The sequence below is a fragment of the Marinomonas sp. SBI8L genome (assembly GCF_001624705.1).
Taxonomy (GTDB): Bacteria; Pseudomonadota; Gammaproteobacteria; order Pseudomonadales; family Marinomonadaceae; genus Marinomonas.
The window spans coordinates 434,118-454,031 of sequence record NZ_JSEO01000003.1 but is presented as its reverse complement, the minus strand read 5'-3'; the positions used below and the strand labels follow the sequence as shown (position 1 = coordinate 454,031).

Genomic DNA, 19,914 nt, shown 5'->3' with positions numbered 1-19,914 from the left:
GTGATGTCACTGACGCCCTTAAAGAGTTTCTCCCTCAAGATACAGCAGACTTAGACGAAACGGCCCTCAGTCCAATTCAAGACGCCCTTTGCACTGCGGTTATCGATGGTGACATTGATGCACTGGAATCAGCATTAGCTGGTTGGAAGCCTAGGGATGAGATCAGGCTGAAAGCAGAATCAAAAGCCATGGAAAAGCAAATTCTTATCATTAATGATCAGCAAAGCCGCAATATACTCACAACCAGTTGCCAGCGCTTTGTTAAGGCTATGACACCTGAAAAGCTTATCGACTTAGCTGTGTACCTCTCGATCAAAACTACCGAAGACGCCACTCTCAATAGCGTTTCAAACCTAATGGGCATACTCACCGGTAAAGTCAGCTTGGCCATTACTCGACAAGTGCTATTGTCCGCAACCACAGACACTAAAACTGAATGGTATAAAGACATTTCTCAAGCCCTTAGCAACTTGGTTAAACCACTGAAAACCCTCAGACCTTTTGATGCTGAATATAGCCATAAAAAAGTCATCGAGATCCCCTTAGCTAAAGCCGACATCCAACCATCGGACTGGGCTAAAAAGACAGAAAATGAAAAGATAAAAACCATCACAGACAAACCTGATGACAGCATCCTAGATGATGAAATGGACAAAAAATGGCTGATCGTACCAAAGGGACAATTGACCTTTGATGTGGAAGGGAATGACAACGACTCAAGTGTAAGTTTTAGTCGAACTGTCCACCTTCCTGTTCGAGGTAAAGCATCCACCTCAGAAGTAGTTGCTGGTGCATCAGGTATTACCATAGGTAGAGGCTTAGATGTCGGTTCTAGGTCGACTAAAGAGGTCCAAGGCTATTTTGATAAAGTAGCTGAACATTGTAGACCTGTTGCACCTGAACTTATCACGTTTTTGAAAGACTCAGTGGGGATGAAAGGAGCCAGTAATAAAACAGGCGAAAAATTAGAAGGCGATGCTAAAACTGCCCATATTCAAAAAGCGCAAGAGAATGATAAGGCGCTGATTAAGTACGTAAAAGACTTTAAAGACAGTATTAAAGATAAGTCTAAAATCACACTGACTCGTAAGCAGCAGTATTATCTTTTCCTCGCTATTTATGATTATTATGAAGATAAAGCAAAAGGCCTTATTACTAAGCCTGATGTCCAAGAAGAATATGGTGTAGTTAATTGGGATACCTTACCTAACAAGGTAAAAGAAGTATTAGTCGACTTAACTTATCGTGGAGATAATACAGGCATAAAAGATACGCGTGGATCAACTCGTAAGTGGTTTGTGCCAGAACTCGTTAAAGATCAGCAAAGCGGAGAAACAGGGAAGAAATCAAATTTTGCTGCACTTTTAGATGACAGTAAATGGAATACTGTTTATGGCGTAGACGAAAATAGAAAAAATAAAAGAGTGAAGTATTTAAATGATTAGATTTTTATTTTCAATTAGCATTCTCATATCTGGATCTGTATTTAGCAACAATGTATTAAATTTAAATGACATAATTTACTATCAATCAAACTATGATAGTGAATCAAAGTCAGAAGACCTCATTGCATATATAACTAAACAAGATCCATGTATTTCAGTAATAAACCTAAATGATAATAAGACTAAAAGGTATTGCGAAATGGGTAACTCAGGGATAAACCTTGAAAAAGAATATCCAACATCTTATGTATTAAAGCTTTATGTTTCGCCAATAAGTGTCAGTTTTATTGTTGCAGCACCTTGGAATGAACAAAAATGTAAAATTCTAGCCTTTCATGAAAAGATTACCTGTGAGCCAACAGGCAAGAACTAAACATTCTCATTATTTGAAGCATTGAAGGAATACATGCGGATTTCCTCTCGCGCAAACCAGCCCAACTTTTCATAAAAAGCTTGGGCTTTGAGGTTGTCTTGATACACAAACAAGTGAGTTTTAGGTATGCCGATTTCAGCAAGTGCGCCGATAGATTTTTCCACCAGCTGATAACCAATTTTTTGACCTCGATACCCTTGGGAGACAGCAAGATGTTGCAGGTAACCTCGACGGCCATCTGTACCAACGAGTACAGCACCAATTAACTTAGTGTTATCTATATCCTCTTGGTCTATGGCGACAAAACTCAAACCAGCGTTTCGTTCTAGGTAATAGCCAATACTTTCTTTTGAATCACAATCCCGTAATGACATGCTCTCGGTTTGCTGCCAGAGTTTAATTACAGACTCATAATCTTCTAGCTGCATTTCACGCAATACAATCATTTAGGCTCCTTCCTTCTTTTCATCCTTAGTGCTTTTTCAGCAGTTTTTTCTCAGTAGCCTTTCAATTGAAAGAGCTAACCCTTTGATAATAAATAAAAAGTAGCAAGCAGGTAATGGGGAAGCAAGTAAAATAGAAATCGTATAATGAAATTTCATCTTTCCTTGCTCACCGTTGCGAGCAAGGAAGAAGAGTTTTTTGACTAGGCGCTAAGGGCGGGAGCAACCATGTTTTCTGGGCTTAATAACTGGTTTACTTCGTCTTCAGTTAATAGGGCTTCTTCTATGATCAAGGCTTTCACTGTATTACCCGTATGCAAAGCCGTATTAGCAATACGAGATGCATTGGCATAACCAATATGAGGCACAAGTGCTGTGATGATACCAATACTATTATCCACATGGGCAGCACAGGCTTCTTCGTTAGCCTTGATACCTTTAATACAGCGGTTCTCCATCATTTCACAGGCTTGAGTAAGCATCTTAAGCGAGTTAAGCAGATTGTAGATAATCATGGGTTCCATCGCATTAAGCTGCAACTGCCCCGCTTCTGCGGCCAATGAAACGGCCATGTCCGATGCCATCACCTGATAAGCGGTTTGGTTCATCGCTTCTGGAATCACAGGGTTTACTTTACCCGGCATAATGGAAGAGCCAGGTTGCATGGCAGGTAATTGGATCTCGCCTAAACCCGTTCTTGGACCACTTGAGAGCAGTCTAAGGTCATTACTCATCTTACTTAGCTTGATTGCAAGACGCTTTAATATGCCGGAGAAGAAAACAAAGGCTCCCATATCAGACGTTGCCTCAACTAAGTTCGAAGCTGGGATGAATGGTTTAGCAGATAACTCGGCAAGATTTGCGACAGCAAGCTTGGCGTAACCTGCAGGTGTATTGATACCTGTGCCTATTGCGGTTCCGCCTAGGTTCACTTCACATAAAAGCGCGCAGGCTTCATGAATTCTGTCTATGTCTTCACCTAGGTTAACTGCAAACGCATCAAACTCTTGGCCAAGTGTCATAGGTACTGCATCTTGTAACTGAGTACGGCCCATTTTTAAGATATGAGAAAACTCACGGCCTTTATCTTCTAACGCCGCTTTTAGAGAACTTAAGCTAGGGATAAAGTTTTCTGCCGCATATTGAATGCCTAAGCAGGCTGCTGTTGGGTAAGCATCATTGGTAGATTGGCAGCAGTTCACATCATCATTTGGGTGAAGGTACTGATACTCTCCTTTATGGTGTCCCATCAACTCTAGGCCAATATTGGCAATGACTTCATTGGCGTTCATGTTGGTAGAGGTGCCAGCGCCACCTTGAATCACATCCACAATGAATTGGTCATGATAATTCCCTATGATGAGCTCTTCGCAAGCGCCCACTATAGCTTCTGCTTTTTTTTCTGAAATGAGATTTAGAGCTTGATTGGTTCTTGCTGAGGCGGCTTTCACCATGGCGAGCGCCACAATTAAGTCAGGAAAGTGTGAGATAGGAACACCTGTAACAGAGAAGTTTCGCGCCGCTCTTAAGGTTTGAATTCCATAATAAGCATCAGCTGGCACTTCCAGTTGACCCAACAAGTCATACTCTAAACGCATTGTCATCTCTGTTAACCCTTTCATTCAAGATACCGAACTAGCAAAAAAAGCCTCGCCCTGATAGCGATCAGGACAAAGCAAAACGCTGTATTTCAAGCAAGCAGAGTTAATGTAACGTGAGCACTATACCTTTAGGTAGTTTGTAACCTGTATCATTTTGATGCTACTTGATGCTAAATTAGCACCAAGTAGCACCATAACTTCAATCTAAGCACTTTCTGGGTAGATGATATGAATAAAGATTTTCAAGCCAATCTCAAATTACTTTGCAGCTTCTATAAGTCTATTTCTGAAGTCTGTCGTCGGCTTGAAATTAATCGTGCCCAATTTAATCGTTACCTTAATGGCACAACCTTTCCATCAACCAATACGCTACGACGCTTTTGTGATTTCTTTGGCGTCGAAGTTGAAGAGATAAAATTACCTCATCAGCAGTTTCAACGCCTTGTTCAAGTCAAGCCAGAACCTTTTAATGCACCAGCAGCCCCGACTTCTGACCCTGCGCTCATGTATCAACAAAGAGTCATGCAAATGGGGCAAAAAGGTTTAGATAAATACCTAGGTTATTATTTTGAGTATTACCTTTCTATGGCTTATCCGGGCAAGATTTTAAGAACCCTAGTTTGTCTTGAAAAACATGCTGGTAAAACCTATTTTCAGCGTACGGAGCGCATTCAAAAAAAAGGTAGGCGCCATGTGTTTCATGGTAAATATAAGGGCATGGTGCAATATTTATCTGACCGTATCTTTATGATGGATTTTGAAACCCTGACCGAGTATGAAATCACGCAAACCATACTCTTCCCTTCATTTAAGAATCGTATCGATTGCCTAACGGGTCTTAGATTAGGCGTGTCTGGTAGTGGGGAGCGTATGCCCTGCTGCACCCGAGTTGTATACGAGTACCTAGGGCAAGAAGTGAGTTTTCGTAAGGCATTTAAACTATGTGGTCTTTATGATCTAGATTCTGATGAGATAGAAAGCGGCATTCGCCAAAATATTCGAAATGATATTAAAGAAGATGAGTGGCATTTTAGAGCCCGTTTTTGATGAGCTCATGCTGATACTTGATGATCTGCTCACTCGCTCTTAAGCCTTACGCTGAGCTCTTAACCTAATAAGGTCAAGATATTACCATCAGGGTCTTTAAAATGAGCAAGGCTCGCTCCCCATTCTTGTTTTTCCGGTGGTCCTTGAAAGTTTACGCCTTTTGAAATTAGTTCAGCATAAACCTCATCCAAATTATCCACTTGTAAACTGATACCTAAAAAGCGGCCCACTAAAGAGTGAGCCTCTTCATCATTTGGATCTTGTTGCTCAATCGCTAACGTGCCCCCGGGCAATGAAAACTCAGCCCAACCAAATTCATCATTCACACTCTTTAAAGGAAGGCCTAAAGTGTCCGCGTAAAAAGCGATACTTTGCTCAAAATTGAAACAAAAAATCCTATGACAATAGAGAGTGTATTTCATGGCTGGTCTCCTTGGGAACCTGCGGATAAATTCTCCCGCCTCAGCGTGTGGATAAAAGCCTCTAGGTTTATGACGAGGAGCGAAACTTAATAGTTATTCTATTGATAAGGTCCTCAACATAAAGATAGGGCTTTTAGACCACGCCCTACGGGTCATTAAATAATACCTACTCATCATTTCAGAAAACATAACGCCTTGTTTGATACTTTCCCCATGTACCTAAAAGAGCAGACTGAGAAGAGGAGACTTATTCGCAGCTTCCCTAGTCTATCGCCTGAATATCGAAAAGGTCGACATCTCTTGCTAACAAAGTTTTGTACTGAATAAGTTGTGTTTTAGGCATTAGAGGTACTCTCACCCCCTCAAACTCTGACATCACAGAGGTGGTGAAGTCGATATTTTGATTGACCCAATCACCGTCTTTATTCCTTATCTTCACCCCAGGCACTAGACCGATCTCAATTTTCTGATCCTGATAAATCAGTTGCAGATACTCTAGGTCCCATTCACCTTCAAGATAATGGGTTAGAGGCTTTGAAATATAAGGTGCAAGCTCTTGCTCTAGCTTAGCCACATCTTCTTTAGGAATATAAAGGTCAATATCTGCTATCGGCCTTTGCGCACCATAAATGTATGCCGCTAGACCGCCCACTATCTGATAAGGCACGTCAGCTCGTTCTAAAATGGATTGAACCCAAAGCAGTGCATTTTTCACCTTATCCAAGTCCATTTTATAATTCTTCATACCTTTGATTCCTCACTAAAGTGTATTAGCAATACAGGCTTTATAAATCTTGAGCCATGCCTGATAGTCTAGCTGATCTGTGAAATCCTGTTCATTTACCTTGTTATCACTATGTGATTGACTGCATTGATTTTGGGAGTCACAAAACTCGGCTTTAAGATCTGCAATCTCTTCTGTCACGCAACCTGAGTAGAATTCATGGTTAGCAACAATATCATTAAGCTGACGCCTTTCTTCTAGACTCATCCCGGCTTGAGGCACACTACTATTGGATGAACAGGCAACTGACATCAATACCAAGCTCATAAGAGAAACGAGACCTAATCCTTTCATTGTTCTAACACCTTATTTTCCTGTCCCTTCATTTTCATAGCAGTATTCACGCTAAATTAAGTAAGAAAAGCCCTCATTGAAAAGCGCTTTGAATAAGAAGGGCTAGTTATAAAAAGCCCCAGTGTGAAAAGATGGCAGCTTGGCCAAAATAGCCGCCCTTCGCATCTATGATATTCCATACAATAGCCTGTTTTATCATAAAGCGTTTTCCTTTAGCTGAAATACGCACACCAGAATAATCGTCAATATAGCCTTGACGAGTCACTGTCTCTAAAAGGTATTCCCTATCTGCCTGATTAATGGTTTCAGCAGATAAGCGAGAAGGCATTTTAGTCAGACCCTGCCAGTCTATTTCAAATAATTCGAGTGCGCTTTTATTACCAAAATTGAAAATAGGGTCGTCGCCTAAACCATGGGATAGTAGTACAAAAGGCGCATTATCTAATTGCTCGATAATACTTAATGAAGCGTCACTATTCATACCGTTATAGGTAAGCAAATCATTGCTTGTTAGACGTTTATAGCTTTCAACCAGTCGAACGCCATGTTCAATATAAAAAGGACTTGTCAAGGAGTCATGCATCATAATTTACTTCAAGATTAATCCGTTATTAGCAGAATATAACAGATTTAAAGCAAGTTTAGCTGAGGATAAAAGCGCCCAAAAGAGGCTTATTTGCTAACGACAAATTCAGCTAATTCTCCCAACTCACTTACGGTCAAACTTGCCGTCATTCCCCAAGGGTCAAATATGGCCTTATCTGAACGCTTTACCCAAGCGGCATTAAAGCCAAAAGAAAGTGCCCCAATAAGATCAAAGCTATTACTTGAGATCAGCCAAGTATTGGTTTTTTCTGCGCCTGTTTTATCTAAGAAAAGCTGGTAGACACTGGGATTAGGCTTAAAGGTTTGAAGCTCTTCAACACTGACAATATCAATAAAATAATCATGAATACCCGCATGCTTTAGTAACCGAGTAACAGCCGCTTTAGTGCCATTCGAGAAAGCATACAATTGTACGCCAGCTTCTTTAAGTTGCGCCAAGGCAGGTTTTACATCATCAAAAGCAGGCAAGCTTGCATAGGCTTGAAGCAGTTCGTTTTTTTGTAACTGGGTTAAGGGAGTTTCCATCTCAAGGCAGGTATATTCCAGCGCGTCTTTGGTACAAACAGAGAAGTCTTGATAAGACTGCATCAAGCCTCGTCTAAAAGCATATTCTAGCTGCTTTTCTCGCCATCTTTGGGAAAATGCTTCGGCCTTGCGCCCTATAATGGCTTCCAGTTCTGGGACCAATCCTTGAGTATTGATTAAGGTGCCATACACATCAAATGCAAGTACTAACGACATAACTTTCCCTCTAATAAGCCTTTTTAAGCATCTCAAAATAATAAAGCCTTTCCCGCTTGTCTATGGGACTTAGGTGTTAATTTTGCCATCCTGCATCAGTTTTTTTGATGCTTTTATAAAGTTAATAATGTTTTACCAATAAGGTGTTTCCTCATAACCTATTTAGGCATAGGAGGAGCAGGTTATCGGCAGAAAACTTGGTTAGACGCAGTAAAAAGCATCAGGACAAATAACCAAATATATCACTCCCATAATCTAGGACTCCTAAGCAAATATTCTGAAGACAAATCCGGCTCTACTGACCCACCCATTGTGGAACAGTTTGATCTAACCACTCAGCCATACGGCTGCAGAAGAATAAAAAAGGATACTGAAATGGCAGTTGAAAAAATTGATACGCTTATTATTGGTGCCGGTCAGGCCGGTATAGCCACCAGCGAACATCTTACAAAGTTAAATATTCCTCATCTTGTACTTGAGCGTAATCGCATCGCCGAATGCTGGCGTACTATGCGTTGGGACTCGTTAGTTGCCAATGGTCCAGCATGGCATGATAGGTTTCCTGGGCTAGAGTTTGAAGACCTTGATCAAGATGCATTTGCGCCTAAAGAGCGTGTTGCTGATTACTTTGTAGATTATGCTAAAAAATTCAAAGCACCAATTCGTACTGGCATTGAAGTTACCAAGGCAACCCGTAATACAAACCGCCCAGGCTTTACAATTGAAACATCTGACGGTGTCATTGAAGCGAACCGTATTGTGTCAGCGACTGGTCCATTTCAGAAACCCGTTATTCCACCTATTGCGCCTAAAACCGATAAGATAGAGCAGATTCATTCAGCTCAATATCGTAACCCTGAGCAACTTCCTGAAGGCGCAGTTTTAGTCGTAGGTGCTGGTTCTTCTGGTGTACAGATTGCCGACGAACTACAAAATTCAGGTAAGAAGGTTTACCTTTCTGTCGGCGCCCATGACCGTCCGCCTCGCGCTTATCGTAACCGCGATTTCTGCTGGTGGTTAGGTGTACTGGGTGAATGGGATGCAGCCGCAATGAAGCCTGGTACCGAGCATGTCACTATTGCTGTAAGTGGTGCAAATGGTGGCCATACTGTGGACTTTAGAGGTTTGGCTCATAAAGGCATGACACTGGTTGGTCTAACCAAAGCTTTTGATGGTGATAAAGTAAGTTTTCAAAACGACCTAGCGACTAATCTAGCAAAAGGTGATGAGAACTATTTGGCCCTATTAGATGCAGCTGATGAGTATATTAAGCAAAACGGCCTAGATTTACCGGAAGAGCCTGAAGCGCGTTTTACCTTCCCAGAGCCAGACTGTGTGACTAACCCAGTGCTTGAGCTAGACCTAGCTGAAGCAGGTGTTACTTCTATCATCTGGGCAACGGGTTTTGCCACTGACTATAGCTGGTTACAAGTAGATGCACTGGATGACAAAGGTAAACCGCAACACCAACGCGGTGTGTCATCTGAGCCAGGTGTTTATTTTGTCGGCCTGCCTTGGTTATCTCGCCGCGGCTCGACCTTTATCTGGGGTGTTTGGCATGATGCAAAACACATAGCAGACCATATTGCGACCCAGCATAAGTACCTAGAGTATAAAGATCCTTCACAGCGTTAAGAGCTAACTAGTCTATCAGCAAACCTTATGCACGAGGTTTGCTGATGTCTCGCCTATATGCTTTTTCTATTCTGTACTAATCTATTCTCTTCTCGCTACTTCCTACAACTATCTCCTCTAGCTATCGTCTCGAATTATCCTCTCAGTATGATTTCGAGCATTCAAAACTATTGATTGATCCAATAGTGACTATTCTTATAACGAATAAAATAACACTTTACCTCAAGTTAACTTGAGGATTTAACCTTATGTCATTCAAAGCAATCAGCCCTTTTGTAAGGAAGACATTATGATACAACTTGAACATATCAACCTCGTGGTGAGTGATATCCCTGCCATGCTAAATTTTTATCAAGCCGTTTTTCCTCACTGGAAGGTACGTGATGAAGGCAAGGGAGAATGGAGCGGCAAACCCAGAAACTGGTTACATTTTGGCGATGATTACCAATACATAGCCTTAAGTGATCATGGGGAAGGTGAAAATAGAGATCTAGATGGGCATCAAGTTGGCTTGGCGCATTTTGCCTTTGTCACCAATAACTTAGATGCTGTCATTAACAGATTGCTTGCTGCAGGCTATGAGATTGCAAAAAATGGTGCGCAGGACCTTTATCGTAAAAACGTTTACTTTATCGACCCTGCAGGGTTTGAAGTAGAGTTCGTGGAATACTTAAGCGATGACCCAGTACAAAGAAACTTATCAAGCTAGCGTTTAAGGAACCTGCGATTAAGTCCTCCCGCCTCAGCGTGTAGATAAAAGCCGCTAGATTTATGGCGAGGAGCGCAACTTAATAGTTATTCTATTGATAAGATTCTCAACGTAAAGATAGGGCTTTTAGACCACGCCCTTCGGGTCTTTCAGAAAAAGTAACCCCCTGTGTTGTCACTTCTCGAAAGGTACCTACATTACTTCAAAGTAACGCCTTGTTTGATACTTTTTCTGAAAAGACTGAGAAGAGGTGACTTAATCGAAGGTTCCTTAAGCTATTTACTCTACCGCTGTTATTTGGGCCTCAAAGTCTGGTATCTCTCCCATAGAGACAAGCTTTTGATAGGAGGCCTTTAAACGGTTCGCCATTTTCTCTGAAGTAGACTTGCTCATGGCCATATAAGGCCTAGAAGCTCTAAATGATGTCACGGCTTCTATCTCATCAATAGAAATATTTAGATGGTTACAGGCTTCTAACAAGACAGGATAAGAGCCAACAATTAAATCAATCCTATCTCGTAACAACATTTGCACACTTTGATTAAACTGAGAGACAGCATGAATACGATTAAAGCCTTCAGACTTTAGAATTTCATGGTTTACATCATGCAAACTGACACCTATAGAGTACTGCTTTGCCTGCTCTAAAGTCTGGACTTGAATCTTATTGTTTGCAGCAAGCTTAAAGAAAAAAGTGTCATTCTCTTCCGCTCCTAATAGCCCAATCCATTTAAATTTTGCTTCTCTAGCAGGCGTTCTATTGATGGTATAAATCAGGGTATTTTCATCCCTTTGTGCCATTGCATAGGATCTTGCCCAAGGATGAAGCTGAAACTTGGCCTCTACCTTTGCTTCTTGCAACACTTTGCGAACCAAAGCTGTGCTTGATCCGACAATTTCCCCATTCTCTAAATAGTTAAACGGTCTCAAATCCTCCGTCACCACTTGTATAAGGTCATGTGCAAATAAAGAAGCATTTGCACCTAATAAAGAAAGTGTTAGCGCCAAACTTTTCATTTAAGGTTCCGCTGAGCAAAACGGATATTGTAAATCATCACAAACATTAGAAACCACTTAAATAATTGATCTAGCTTTGAATTAAGGCTAATCAGAGAAATTAAATTCGCAGCAACTAGGCTTTTCCCAATTGATAAGCCGCTTGAAACCAAGATGGGTTATCTAATTGAGTAAGTTCTTGGCTCGTTGGCAACACACTTTTATCTAAAAATTCGATCGATAAAGGGTGAGGTTTACCAATACAAAGATCTAAGGCTTTTCGCTCATGATTAAGGGCGTAATTCCCCCTATGTAGCATTTGAGCATTAAAAATAAGCAGATCTCCCTGAGAAAGCGTGATCAACTTTGAATCAGCTAGGGTTTCACTGTTCTCATGCTCGTCTAACTCGAATCTCACCTTACGCTCTAATTCTGTGTCCCAACGTTTATGAGATCCTGGGATAAGCTCTACCCCAGTTTCATCTAACAAAGGAATACGTATATGCAGGCTTAACATATTGAACAGCTCGCTTGCTTGCAGCTCATCGGCAATAGGGCTGTACTGCATATCTCTATGCCAATAAGGTAAACGCGCTTTGTTTGTGGGATTAAAGAAGAGCTGAGTATTATGAAAATACAAACCTTCACCAAACAAAGCATCCAAATACTGGGTGAGCTTAGTAGGTAAAATCGCATTGAAAAGTGCGAGGCGTCTAGTCTGTGATTGCTCAAAATATCCAGCATGAGTAAGAGAGTGCATATTCAATAATTTGTGTTCGAATATGAGTGCTTCTTTGCCATCACGCCACTGTAAAAAAATAGGATCAATCAAAGCGGTTAAATGAGCGATTTCCTGCGAATTAAAGAAATTTCGCAAAATAAAATAGCCTTGATCCTCATACTCTTTAGCACTGCTTAATTCAGCTTGTTTCATACTCTCTTAAATCTCTAGCGTTAAGTAATTCCATCATGAAATGAAAGCATCAGGCTGTAAACTGTTTTAGTTTAAGGCCTCTATAAAAGCTAAACCTTTTTAGAGTTAAGCTTTATAGCGTTAAGCTGCTCCAGAGTTAACGTTTATAGAGTTAAGCTGCTCCAGAATTAAGATAGGCTAATTAAAAAGGGCTTCTGCCTTTAGATAAAATGCGAGAGTCACCACTGGCTTCTAACTCTTTACCTATACCGGTTTCTAAATCCATCAGCTTTATGTCAAAAACGGGTTTAGCCTTAGTTGCTAACTGAGAAGGCTCTCCAAGCTGAGGCTTAATATGCGCTCTTCGAATAGACTGCATTGAGGCATAACGCACCACATTCATAATACTCGCCCCAGAAAGTGGATACTTGTGTGCGAGCCAAGACAGGTCGATTTTATCTTCTAATTTAGCTTTAGCAGAGAAACCTTTTTGCCATAAACTCAAGCGCTCTTCAGGGCCCGGCAGTGGAAAATATATGATGGATTCAAAACGCCTTAAAAAGGCCTCATCAAGATTATCTTTAAGGTTAGTCGCCAAGATAGCCACACCATTAAATGCCTCTATTCGTTGTAGCAAATAGGCCACATTTTGATTCGCAAACTGATCGTTAGCACTCGTGGCACGATTACGTTTCCCAAACAAGGCATCCGCTTCATCAAACAACAGGATCCACTTTTTATCTTCTGCCATATTAAAGACTTTGGATAAGTTCTTTTCGGTTTCACCTATATATTTAGACACCATTAAAGACAGATCAATACGGTAGACATCATGCTGAGTTGCCTTACCTAATAGACTTGCTGTTAAGGTTTTACCCGTGCCTGGTGGGCCATAAAATAAAGCGCGGTAACCGGGGCGAATCTTGCCTTCTAGCTCCCACTCTTGCATCAGTTGTTCACCATAAAAAATATGATATTGAATATCTGATACCTGTTTCATTACGGCCTCAGGCAAAATCAGATGCTCCCACTCAAGATCTGTAGAAAGATATTGAGCCGGAAAATCATGACTAGATTCAGGCCTAAAAGCACGCCCAGTCGTAAATCGATACAAGGCGGAATCAGTCAGATTGATAGGCATCTGCATGACATTATTCGCTTGCTCTAAATCTAAGGCGAGTACCTGATTTAAACCGCTAATCTCTAAAACCTGTCTTTGAGATAAAGCATACTTATCTTTTTGCACCAAGGCTTGTAGCCAATCCTGAATATGAAAATATGTTTCTAATTCTGCGCCAGATAAAATAAAAGCAAGGGTCGCCCCTGTTGCATAAGGCCTATCGTTATAAAGTTGAACACCAAACTCAAAGTAAGCCAGACCCGTCACCTCATTACGCATTAACAAGGCATCATATAAATCAGGCTTAATATCACTGGCTAGGGCCAATATTAGAGCCAGCCTTGCTTGCGTATCTAATTGATACTTATGAATAAGCTGAGCATAGGAACGGCCTGTTTCAACATCTGAATTAGCGCCATCATGATCCTGATTAGTAAGGCTAAACACAGGCGGTTTTGGCAAATATATATCTGATTCTAGCCCCCCTTTTCGGCTCCCCTCTTCCTCTTGTTTTAGCCTTTTAAAATACGCGGCTAAACGTGCTTGTATCATGGCAGCACACCAAGTGAACTCTTGGGTTAAATCTGTTGCATTAGCGTAATCAGACACCTGATTTATCGATGCAATATTAGGGTATTGAACTCTGTCTGAGGTGATTCTACTTCTCATAACAACCTATCTTTTAAAAGCCAATAACTAAATAGACACTTCGAACTAGGGCAGTGTCTTCAATGAAGAGACATGTCTATTTCTTTGAGAATGCCTGCCATGATTCACACCAGCATTAAGAGCAAGTTGGCCAAGCTTGGTGGCATGTTCTTCAAGCTTAGGGTCATCGTTCACAGCAACCCCATTTACCTCAGTTGTCGCCTCTACCATGCCCCACATTTGCTGTACCACATGCCCTAATTCATGGGGCAAATGATGCTCTTGCCCTAACGCTAAATAAATTTGATTACCTTGAGCATAACCATGGGCCTGCACTAACGCGGGCAATGGCGATGCATAATGCACCCGCACTTGATTTAGGTTTAAGCCTGTTAACTTTTCCATACCAAGTTTTAAATCCGTGGGTAACCTAACCCCAATAGAACGGGCAGGATAATGTGTTGGCCATTCCGCCTCTTTCTTAAAAAGCCGATGAAACTTGCTCTCCCATAAGTCGCACATAGCACCTCCTTAAACCATTAAAGCTTGGCTAATTTAGCGCTAAATAAATCTAGCTACTGGGCTTAAACACTTAAGAATTCGGCCAAAAATCGGACACTCAAACAGCACTTATGAACACACTGGTAAACACCGCAGTTTGCATCATTTTTGCCGCTCCCCACTTTTTATATTCAATTAGGGTTAGGCCAGTCATCTTTAGCGAAACTAACTTAGGAGAAATGGAATGAGTGATACTCAGACAAATCATCTTGCTTCTGCTCAAGAAGCTCACATCCAAGAAAAAAACATTGAAGAAACACAGGCCCAAGTAGCACCTACTGCCCAAAGAGTAGAAAATTCGGCTCTCCCACATGCGAATATGGGCAGTGAAACCGGCACTACAGCTCAATTATCAGCAATAGAAAGCCAACCGAAAAATCCAAGTTATATTTATGTGGCAGGTAAACTCAGACCTCACTTTCCATCTCGTGGTTTGGAGAAAGAGTACGATACAGCCGCACAAACACTGGGCTTAAACCCAAGAGATTTTAATAAGATCTTTACCTATACAGAGAATGGTCATCACCCATTTCGTTATATTGCAGAACAAGTAAGTTGGATATTGAGCGTCGGTGGCCAAGATGTGTATGTACTATTACCTAATAGCAATGATGAGCTTGATGAGTTTATCGACTCTCTTACCTTTGATTCTGAGAGTAACCTAGCAGATGAAACCTACTCAGTTGCCATTGGCATTAAAGGCCCATTAGCACCAGAGCAGCTCAGTAATGACAAACCATTGCCTATGGTAATGTGCCATCACCTTTATCACTTCACCACGGCGCAATTACAGGATGAACTCAAGGCTGGCAATACAACCACTATTGCGATCAGCAATGTTTTAGATGCCTTGACCAAGCAGCCTAATACAGGGGAAAGCGACTTTGATCGCGCAAAAAACTTTGCCGCCTTTCGTTACCCTAGTATCTATGCCATTAGACAGCCTGCTAATCATTCCTCTAGCAGTTCGTCTGGCCACTCATCTAGTCAAGGCTCATGTTATGCTGACAACAGCTCAGATGACGATCAGTTTTTAGAGAATCTTGCCTTACAGCATTCTAATGTGGCACCGGGACGTAAAATTGTTGATATCATTTTAACCTACCAAAAAAATATCAGTGGTCGTAAAACCAGCTATTACGCCAGCATAGATGTGACTGATCTATATCCCTTCTTACACAGCAACCTAACGACTTACATTCCAACGAATTAAGCCTAAATATGTAGCGATAACGCTTAAGAAGGAGAAATTAAATGATGAACAAAATGAATGCTAGCCAGCTAGGGTTAGCCAATCCTGCAGCATTAGATTTTATTTATGTGGGCGGATTTATTCGGGCTGAGTTTGATAATTTGGGGCTAGAAAAAGAGTTCGAGCGTAACTTGGCTTCAAGTGATGATCACGAAGATAGCGCCCTTTTTATGCCTGAGGACATCCCCCATGCGCTTAACAAGAAGAACTGGCAAAACGACAGAGCTTATTGTCTGTATAAGCATCTTTCGAACCCTAAAAACCGCTATATTGCCAGAGAGATGAAATGGTCTATCATCAATGCTTATCGGGATAAAATGTATCTGTTAGAGCCAAATGCTCAGCAATTAAATGCACTCATCAGTGCTCTTAAACCTAATGAAGATAAGAGCTTAAGCCGAAGAGACAGTAATACAGAAGCTTTGACTCCAATAAATATCATAGGCGCTTATCAATTAGGAACTCATGAGGCCATACCTAAGGTTAAAATTCTAAAAATAGACACAATAAGGCCCCTTGATATCGTCAATAAAATCCATGCTATTCACGCTGGTTTTAATGACAAAAAGCTCAAGAAAGTGATTACGGACATGATCTCGCTTGCCGGAAACAATGGCGATACAGATCAGGATAGAGCGCTAAATTATACCCTTAAGTACAATTTAGAGGTCTATATGGGAGCATATGAGCTTATCTATAACCATGCTAATAGCCACTCAGATAGAGAAGTTGCCCAGCTCAATAATGTAACAGTTCTCACTGAAATTTGTGGCGAGCGTAAAATTGCCAAGGTGATTTTTGACTTTCAGAATGTGCAAAATAGTATTGGCCATCATTGGTATTGTGCGATTGATGTCACGGATGATTATCCCTTCTTACTAACCAAGTTCAGACGTTATTTACCGAGATACTAATGTAAGTAAGCCCAGCACAAACGAAAAGCGCCTATTGATACAGGCGCTTGTTTTTGCCCTTCTTATTAAGCTCTCTTTCATTAAATCTCTTTATTAAACTCTTTTTTTCAATGAATAAAGACGCGCTAATCATAAGCTTGTATGGTTCGAAAGGTCAGATTGACTCTGGGTCCATGATGCATTTTTGTAGGGGGTAACCTGTGTAACCAGTGGGTTTGTGTCACCCCTTTCATGACCAGTAGGCTGCCATGATCTAACACTTGAGAGATCACTTCTTTGCTGTTTTTATGCTTAAAGGCAAATTTACGTTCAGCGCCTAAGCTAATCGAGGCAATGGCACCATGGGTTTTGAGATCCTTTTCGCCATCACTGTGCCAAGCCATGCCTTCACTACCGTCGTGATAAAGGTTTAACAGGCATGAGTTATAGGTTTCGCCACTCTCGGCTTCTGCCATCGCTTTGAGTTCCATCAACTCTTTCGTCCAAGGCAAAGCTGTTTTGGTGGTATTTGAATAGGTATAAGTAAAAGGCCTTTCGCCATACCAAGCGACTTTACGTTTGGTGATAATCTTCTTCCCGAAGATAACCGCCTCATCATTTCTCCATTCAATCCTATTAAATAGCGCTTCAAAGAAATGATTGGCCTGGGGCAAGGACATTATGCTGCCATAGTATTCAACACTGCCATCATGGGGCAGTAGCTCTCTTGGCCATTCTTCTAATTGATCAAACAGATCCATTACTTAACCCTTCATCTCTAAACAAATTAACCTGTATTTCTTAGCTTACTTTTAGCCTATTTTTAGCTTGTTTTTAACTCGCTGCATCATGGAAAATAATACCCACAGCATATCGTTCTCCACTTAACACTTCACTAATACCATGCTTCATATTCACCCTATAATACCCTCTTACACCCTGCTCAGGTTTAAAATTCGTGGTAAATATAATCATATCGCCCCGATCTGGTGTTAGCACTATGGCTTGAGATTGAGCTCTTGGCACCTGTCTTGTCATAACAAACTCGCCGCCTTGATAATCTTCACCCTTTTGGCTTAACACAATGGCCGCCTGAATAGGAAAATAGACCTCACCATATAAATCCTGATGCAGCGTATTAAAGCCTGTTTGCGGATACTTTAAGATCAAGGGCGTAGGTTTCATCTGGCCATTCGCCTCGCATTGAGACGTTAAGCTTGGCAAATGCTGGGGAAAACGTGTTTCAAGATTCAGGCATTGCATCCAAGCATTCGCCACAGGCGCTAAATGCGGATATAGCCCTTCACGCAAGTTTTTCACCATATCGGGTAAAGGATAATCCCAATATTTATACTCACCAAAACCAAAGCGATAACGCTTCATATCCACGGTTTTACGATACTCACTTTCATTGTCATAACGTTTAATCAGACTCCGACATTGGCTATCTGATAAAAAGTTAGAAACGAGGGCATAACCTTTATCCTGCAAGCTATGGCAAATTTCCTGCCAACCTAATTGATTAATTTGCTGATTCAAATTCATATCACACCTTTAGCTTTAACGGCGAATACCTAGAAAAGAGGCGCCACAATCTGCCATCGATTGCAGATAAGCCTAAAGCAATTAACCCCATGCCAACAAAATGTATGATCTCAAGGGATTCATCTAAGAAAAAATAACCTAGTAAGATGGCAGAAACAGGAATTAGTAGCGTGACTAGCATTAGGTTAGTCGCCCCCGCGACTGCCAATATTCTAAAATAAAGCACATAAGCAACTGCGGTCGAAAATACCGCTAAGGAAATAACTGATAGCCAGCTCGTCATTTGTGGAAGTGCGAAATTAATAGGACCGTCGAAGAAAAGAGCAATGGGAAAGAGAACTAAACTAGAGCCTGTCACTTGCCCTGTCGCCGTGATAATAGGGTTAATTTCCATCTGCTTAAAGCGTCGACCAAAGACCCCAGCAAAAGCATAAGATACGGTTGCTAGTACTATCGCTAATTGAGCAACTAAACCACCCACACCAGCTAACGCAGGCAAGCCTATCATGATGACAACCCCCATAAAGCCAATGAGAATGCCCACAATTTTTAGCAAACTTGCTTTCTCATCGGGTAATAAAAAGCCTGCCACGGCAACAGCAAAAATAGGGGTAGCCGCATTTAAGATAGAAGCTAAGCCAGAGGCTAACTGAGTTTGCCCCCACACAATTAAGACGAAAGGCACCACATTATTCAGTAGACCCATACCTAGAAACGCTAACCAAACCTTGAGTTCCTTAGGAGGCTTTAACCCTAGAATAAAAGCGATACACCAAAGAGTAATTGCAGCAATGCCAACCCTTAATGCCACTAAAGTAAGAGGCGGAAAGTCAACTAGTGCAACCTCTACAAAGAAAAATGAGCCGCCCCAGAGTACAGAGAGCAATATCAAGGCTCCCCACACGGTCAGGCTCATTGACGAAGTGATTGTTGATGTCATCCATAAACTCCTAAAATGAATTGTGCTGACATCAAGTTAGCAAGTATCAATGGGTAAAAACATCTGATTCTTGCCTGCTATTTCTTAAAGAGTTTAATCTACGTTTTTAAATTCAAATCCTTGCTTTAAAAAAGAAGAAGCTATTTGTTTATAAAAGACTTGGCTAGAGAAGTTACCCACGCTTTCTATGTAAGCTGGCATCTGATTTAAGTTCTGCTTATCCCACCATTCTCTTGAGGCTTTATCGTGCTGAACAATACCTTCTTTAACGACATTGACATCATACTTTTCAGCCATCGCAAAACTTTCTAAAGGTAATCTAGGCCTTACTAGACTCGCTTTGGACTCGTCTGGAACACCTATCGTAATTCCTGCAATTGGAAAGGTTTTAGCTGGTAGTTCGAGTAGAGATACCATGCCTTCAGGGTCATTTCGAATGCCTCCAATAATAGTCGAACCATAACCCAGCGAATTTATAGCACTCTCTAAAGCACTCAACATAATGCCAGCATCAAGCGCACCTCCAATGATACCCTCTGCTGAACTTTCTAATTGAGACTCTTTATTCATCATATCTGCTACCAAAGCGCCACGCTTAAAATCCACAACCACTGTAATGAAAACATCAGCACCAGCAACTTGTGGTTGATCGCCAGCTAACTTTGCTATCTGCTGAATTTTATCTTTTTCACGGGTCACAATAAGGGAGACAAACTGAGCATTAAACGCATTTGGTGCTTGCTGTGCAGCCTTTAAAATCAAAGACAAGTCTTCATCTTTTATTGATTCTCCGGTGAAGTTTCTCACTGAACGGCGATTCAACTGTTGCTCGATTACCTGATTATTCATGCTTTCCAAAATAAACACTCCTTTCAATAAAAATAGTATGGAGGCTAATTTAGCTAGTCATTCTTGATAGTGGTAGTTATCATCAGGTTAAAATGGC

At 41.2% G+C, this 19,914-nt stretch carries 22 protein-coding genes; 7 read left to right on the top strand and 15 right to left on the bottom strand.

Annotated elements, in window-relative coordinates:
* The coding region (locus tag OA91_RS24395; RefSeq protein ID WP_063340093.1) for a hypothetical protein at positions 1–1,445 on the top strand (1,445 nt) is incomplete at its 5' end.
* Positions 1,438–1,818 carry a hypothetical protein gene (locus OA91_RS06230; protein ID WP_063336786.1) on the top strand — a complete coding sequence of 127 codons (381 nt, stop codon included), beginning with the start codon at positions 1,438–1,440 and terminating at the stop codon, positions 1,816–1,818. The genes OA91_RS24395 and OA91_RS06230, both read left to right, overlap by 8 nt.
* On the opposite strand, the gene OA91_RS06225 is transcribed toward OA91_RS06230, so the two are convergent.
* Together OA91_RS06225 and OA91_RS06220 are read right to left on the bottom strand one after the other, a co-directional pair.
* Positions 1,815–2,264, bottom strand: coding sequence for a GNAT family N-acetyltransferase (locus OA91_RS06225; RefSeq protein ID WP_063336785.1), 450 nt, complete (start codon positions 2,262–2,264; stop codon positions 1,815–1,817). The genes OA91_RS06230 and OA91_RS06225 overlap by 4 nt on opposite strands.
* A 200-nt stretch (positions 2,265–2,464) precedes the next feature.
* The gene (locus OA91_RS06220) at positions 2,465–3,865 is read right to left on the bottom strand and encodes an aspartate ammonia-lyase (protein WP_063336895.1); all 1,401 of its coding nucleotides are present in this window, start codon (positions 3,863–3,865) and stop codon (positions 2,465–2,467) included.
* 225 nt (positions 3,866–4,090) lie between these two features.
* Between OA91_RS06220 and OA91_RS06215 the strand changes: the two genes are divergently transcribed.
* Complete coding sequence (locus OA91_RS06215) at positions 4,091–4,909, top strand: helix-turn-helix domain-containing protein (RefSeq protein WP_063336784.1); 819 nt, start codon at positions 4,091–4,093, stop codon at positions 4,907–4,909.
* A gap of 59 nt (positions 4,910–4,968) precedes the next feature.
* On the opposite strand, the gene OA91_RS06210 is transcribed toward OA91_RS06215, so the two are convergent.
* From OA91_RS06210 to OA91_RS06190, 5 genes are all read right to left on the bottom strand, one after another.
* On the bottom strand, positions 4,969–5,331 hold the full coding sequence (locus OA91_RS06210; protein ID WP_063336783.1) for a VOC family protein: 363 nt from the start codon (positions 5,329–5,331) through the stop codon (positions 4,969–4,971).
* A gap of 262 nt (positions 5,332–5,593) precedes the next feature.
* Positions 5,594–6,076, bottom strand: a complete 483-nt coding sequence (locus OA91_RS06205) for a nucleotidyltransferase domain-containing protein (RefSeq protein WP_063336782.1) — start codon at positions 6,074–6,076, stop codon at positions 5,594–5,596.
* Positions 6,077–6,091: 15 nt separating this feature from the next.
* Positions 6,092–6,409 (bottom strand): hypothetical protein, encoded by a 318-nt coding sequence (locus tag OA91_RS06200; protein ID WP_063336781.1) that lies wholly within the window; start codon positions 6,407–6,409, stop codon positions 6,092–6,094.
* Positions 6,410–6,515: 106 nt separating this feature from the next.
* Positions 6,516–6,995, bottom strand: a complete 480-nt coding sequence (locus OA91_RS06195; RefSeq protein ID WP_231870320.1) for an MEKHLA domain-containing protein — start codon at positions 6,993–6,995, stop codon at positions 6,516–6,518.
* 86 nt (positions 6,996–7,081) lie between these two features.
* The gene (locus OA91_RS06190) at positions 7,082–7,756 is read right to left on the bottom strand and encodes a haloacid dehalogenase type II (RefSeq protein WP_063336779.1); all 675 of its coding nucleotides are present in this window, start codon (positions 7,754–7,756) and stop codon (positions 7,082–7,084) included.
* 375 nt (positions 7,757–8,131) lie between these two features.
* On the opposite strand from OA91_RS06190, the gene OA91_RS06185 reads away from it, so the two are divergent.
* Positions 8,132–9,391 carry a flavin-containing monooxygenase gene (locus OA91_RS06185; RefSeq protein WP_063336778.1) on the top strand — a complete coding sequence of 420 codons (1,260 nt, stop codon included), beginning with the start codon at positions 8,132–8,134 and terminating at the stop codon, positions 9,389–9,391.
* 289 nt (positions 9,392–9,680) lie between these two features.
* Positions 9,681–10,100, top strand: coding sequence for a VOC family protein (locus tag OA91_RS06180; RefSeq protein WP_063336777.1), 420 nt, complete (start codon positions 9,681–9,683; stop codon positions 10,098–10,100).
* Between the two features lie 279 nt (positions 10,101–10,379).
* Here the strand turns inward: OA91_RS06180 and OA91_RS06175 are convergent, their stop codons facing one another.
* From OA91_RS06175 to OA91_RS24000, 4 genes are all read right to left on the bottom strand, one after another.
* Positions 10,380–11,117, bottom strand: a complete 738-nt coding sequence (locus OA91_RS06175) for a substrate-binding periplasmic protein (RefSeq protein ID WP_063336776.1) — start codon at positions 11,115–11,117, stop codon at positions 10,380–10,382.
* Between the two features lie 115 nt (positions 11,118–11,232).
* Positions 11,233–12,030, bottom strand: coding sequence for a phytanoyl-CoA dioxygenase family protein (locus OA91_RS06170; RefSeq protein ID WP_063336775.1), 798 nt, complete (start codon positions 12,028–12,030; stop codon positions 11,233–11,235).
* Positions 12,031–12,211: 181 nt separating this feature from the next.
* Positions 12,212–13,798, bottom strand: coding sequence for an ATP-binding protein (locus OA91_RS06165; RefSeq protein WP_063336774.1), 1,587 nt, complete (start codon positions 13,796–13,798; stop codon positions 12,212–12,214).
* A gap of 45 nt (positions 13,799–13,843) precedes the next feature.
* Positions 13,844–14,299: an eCIS core domain-containing protein gene (locus tag OA91_RS24000; RefSeq protein ID WP_082827801.1), complete on the bottom strand. Its 456-nt coding sequence runs from the start codon at positions 14,297–14,299 to the stop codon at positions 13,844–13,846.
* Positions 14,300–14,522: 223 nt separating this feature from the next.
* Between OA91_RS24000 and OA91_RS06155 the strand changes: the two genes are divergently transcribed.
* Positions 14,523–15,551, top strand: coding sequence for a hypothetical protein (locus tag OA91_RS06155; protein WP_063336773.1), 1,029 nt, complete (start codon positions 14,523–14,525; stop codon positions 15,549–15,551).
* A gap of 41 nt (positions 15,552–15,592) precedes the next feature.
* Entirely contained in the window at positions 15,593–16,504 is a 912-nt protein-coding gene (locus tag OA91_RS06150) for a hypothetical protein (RefSeq protein WP_063336772.1), read from the top strand.
* Between the two features lie 125 nt (positions 16,505–16,629).
* Here the strand turns inward: OA91_RS06150 and OA91_RS06145 are convergent, their stop codons facing one another.
* The 4 genes from OA91_RS06145 to OA91_RS06130 form a co-directional block, all read right to left on the bottom strand.
* The gene (locus OA91_RS06145) at positions 16,630–17,244 is read right to left on the bottom strand and encodes an alpha-ketoglutarate-dependent dioxygenase AlkB family protein (protein ID WP_063336771.1); all 615 of its coding nucleotides are present in this window, start codon (positions 17,242–17,244) and stop codon (positions 16,630–16,632) included.
* Positions 17,245–17,317: 73 nt separating this feature from the next.
* Complete coding sequence (locus OA91_RS06140; protein WP_063336770.1) at positions 17,318–18,028, bottom strand: 2OG-Fe(II) oxygenase; 711 nt, start codon at positions 18,026–18,028, stop codon at positions 17,318–17,320.
* Position 18,029: 1 nt separating this feature from the next.
* Complete coding sequence (locus tag OA91_RS06135; RefSeq protein ID WP_063336769.1) at positions 18,030–18,968, bottom strand: DMT family transporter; 939 nt, start codon at positions 18,966–18,968, stop codon at positions 18,030–18,032.
* A 93-nt stretch (positions 18,969–19,061) separates the two neighbouring features.
* Positions 19,062–19,817, bottom strand: coding sequence for a nitroreductase family protein (locus OA91_RS06130; RefSeq protein WP_063336894.1), 756 nt, complete (start codon positions 19,815–19,817; stop codon positions 19,062–19,064).
* Positions 19,818–19,914 lie beyond the last annotated feature (97 nt).

Coding starts and splice junctions, on each gene's coding strand:
- OA91_RS06140 (WP_063336770.1), bottom strand. CDS start 18,028: ATGAATTTGAATCAGCAAATTAATCAATTAGGTTGGCAGGAAATTTGC.
- OA91_RS06175 (WP_063336776.1), bottom strand. CDS start 11,117: ATGAAAAGTTTGGCGCTAACACTTTCTTTATTAGGTGCAAATGCTTCT.
- OA91_RS06135 (WP_063336769.1), bottom strand. CDS start 18,968: ATGACATCAACAATCACTTCGTCAATGAGCCTGACCGTGTGGGGAGCC.
- OA91_RS06130 (WP_063336894.1), bottom strand. CDS start 19,817: ATGAATAATCAGGTAATCGAGCAACAGTTGAATCGCCGTTCAGTGAGA.
- OA91_RS06155 (WP_063336773.1), top strand. CDS start 14,523: ATGAGTGATACTCAGACAAATCATCTTGCTTCTGCTCAAGAAGCTCAC.
- OA91_RS06180 (WP_063336777.1), top strand. CDS start 9,681: ATGATACAACTTGAACATATCAACCTCGTGGTGAGTGATATCCCTGCC.
- OA91_RS06170 (WP_063336775.1), bottom strand. CDS start 12,030: ATGAAACAAGCTGAATTAAGCAGTGCTAAAGAGTATGAGGATCAAGGC.
- OA91_RS06145 (WP_063336771.1), bottom strand. CDS start 17,244: ATGGATCTGTTTGATCAATTAGAAGAATGGCCAAGAGAGCTACTGCCC.
- OA91_RS06225 (WP_063336785.1), bottom strand. CDS start 2,264: ATGATTGTATTGCGTGAAATGCAGCTAGAAGATTATGAGTCTGTAATT.
- OA91_RS24000 (WP_082827801.1), bottom strand. CDS start 14,299: ATGTGCGACTTATGGGAGAGCAAGTTTCATCGGCTTTTTAAGAAAGAG.
- OA91_RS06150 (WP_063336772.1), top strand. CDS start 15,593: ATGATGAACAAAATGAATGCTAGCCAGCTAGGGTTAGCCAATCCTGCA.
- OA91_RS06230 (WP_063336786.1), top strand. CDS start 1,438: ATGATTAGATTTTTATTTTCAATTAGCATTCTCATATCTGGATCTGTA.
- OA91_RS06195 (WP_231870320.1), bottom strand. CDS start 6,995: ATGATGCATGACTCCTTGACAAGTCCTTTTTATATTGAACATGGCGTT.
- OA91_RS06200 (WP_063336781.1), bottom strand. CDS start 6,409: ATGAAAGGATTAGGTCTCGTTTCTCTTATGAGCTTGGTATTGATGTCA.
- OA91_RS06185 (WP_063336778.1), top strand. CDS start 8,132: ATGGCAGTTGAAAAAATTGATACGCTTATTATTGGTGCCGGTCAGGCC.
- OA91_RS06220 (WP_063336895.1), bottom strand. CDS start 3,865: ATGACAATGCGTTTAGAGTATGACTTGTTGGGTCAACTGGAAGTGCCA.
- OA91_RS06190 (WP_063336779.1), bottom strand. CDS start 7,756: ATGTCGTTAGTACTTGCATTTGATGTGTATGGCACCTTAATCAATACT.
- OA91_RS06205 (WP_063336782.1), bottom strand. CDS start 6,076: ATGAAGAATTATAAAATGGACTTGGATAAGGTGAAAAATGCACTGCTT.
- OA91_RS06210 (WP_063336783.1), bottom strand. CDS start 5,331: ATGAAATACACTCTCTATTGTCATAGGATTTTTTGTTTCAATTTTGAG.
- OA91_RS06215 (WP_063336784.1), top strand. CDS start 4,091: ATGAATAAAGATTTTCAAGCCAATCTCAAATTACTTTGCAGCTTCTAT.
- OA91_RS06165 (WP_063336774.1), bottom strand. CDS start 13,798: ATGAGAAGTAGAATCACCTCAGACAGAGTTCAATACCCTAATATTGCA.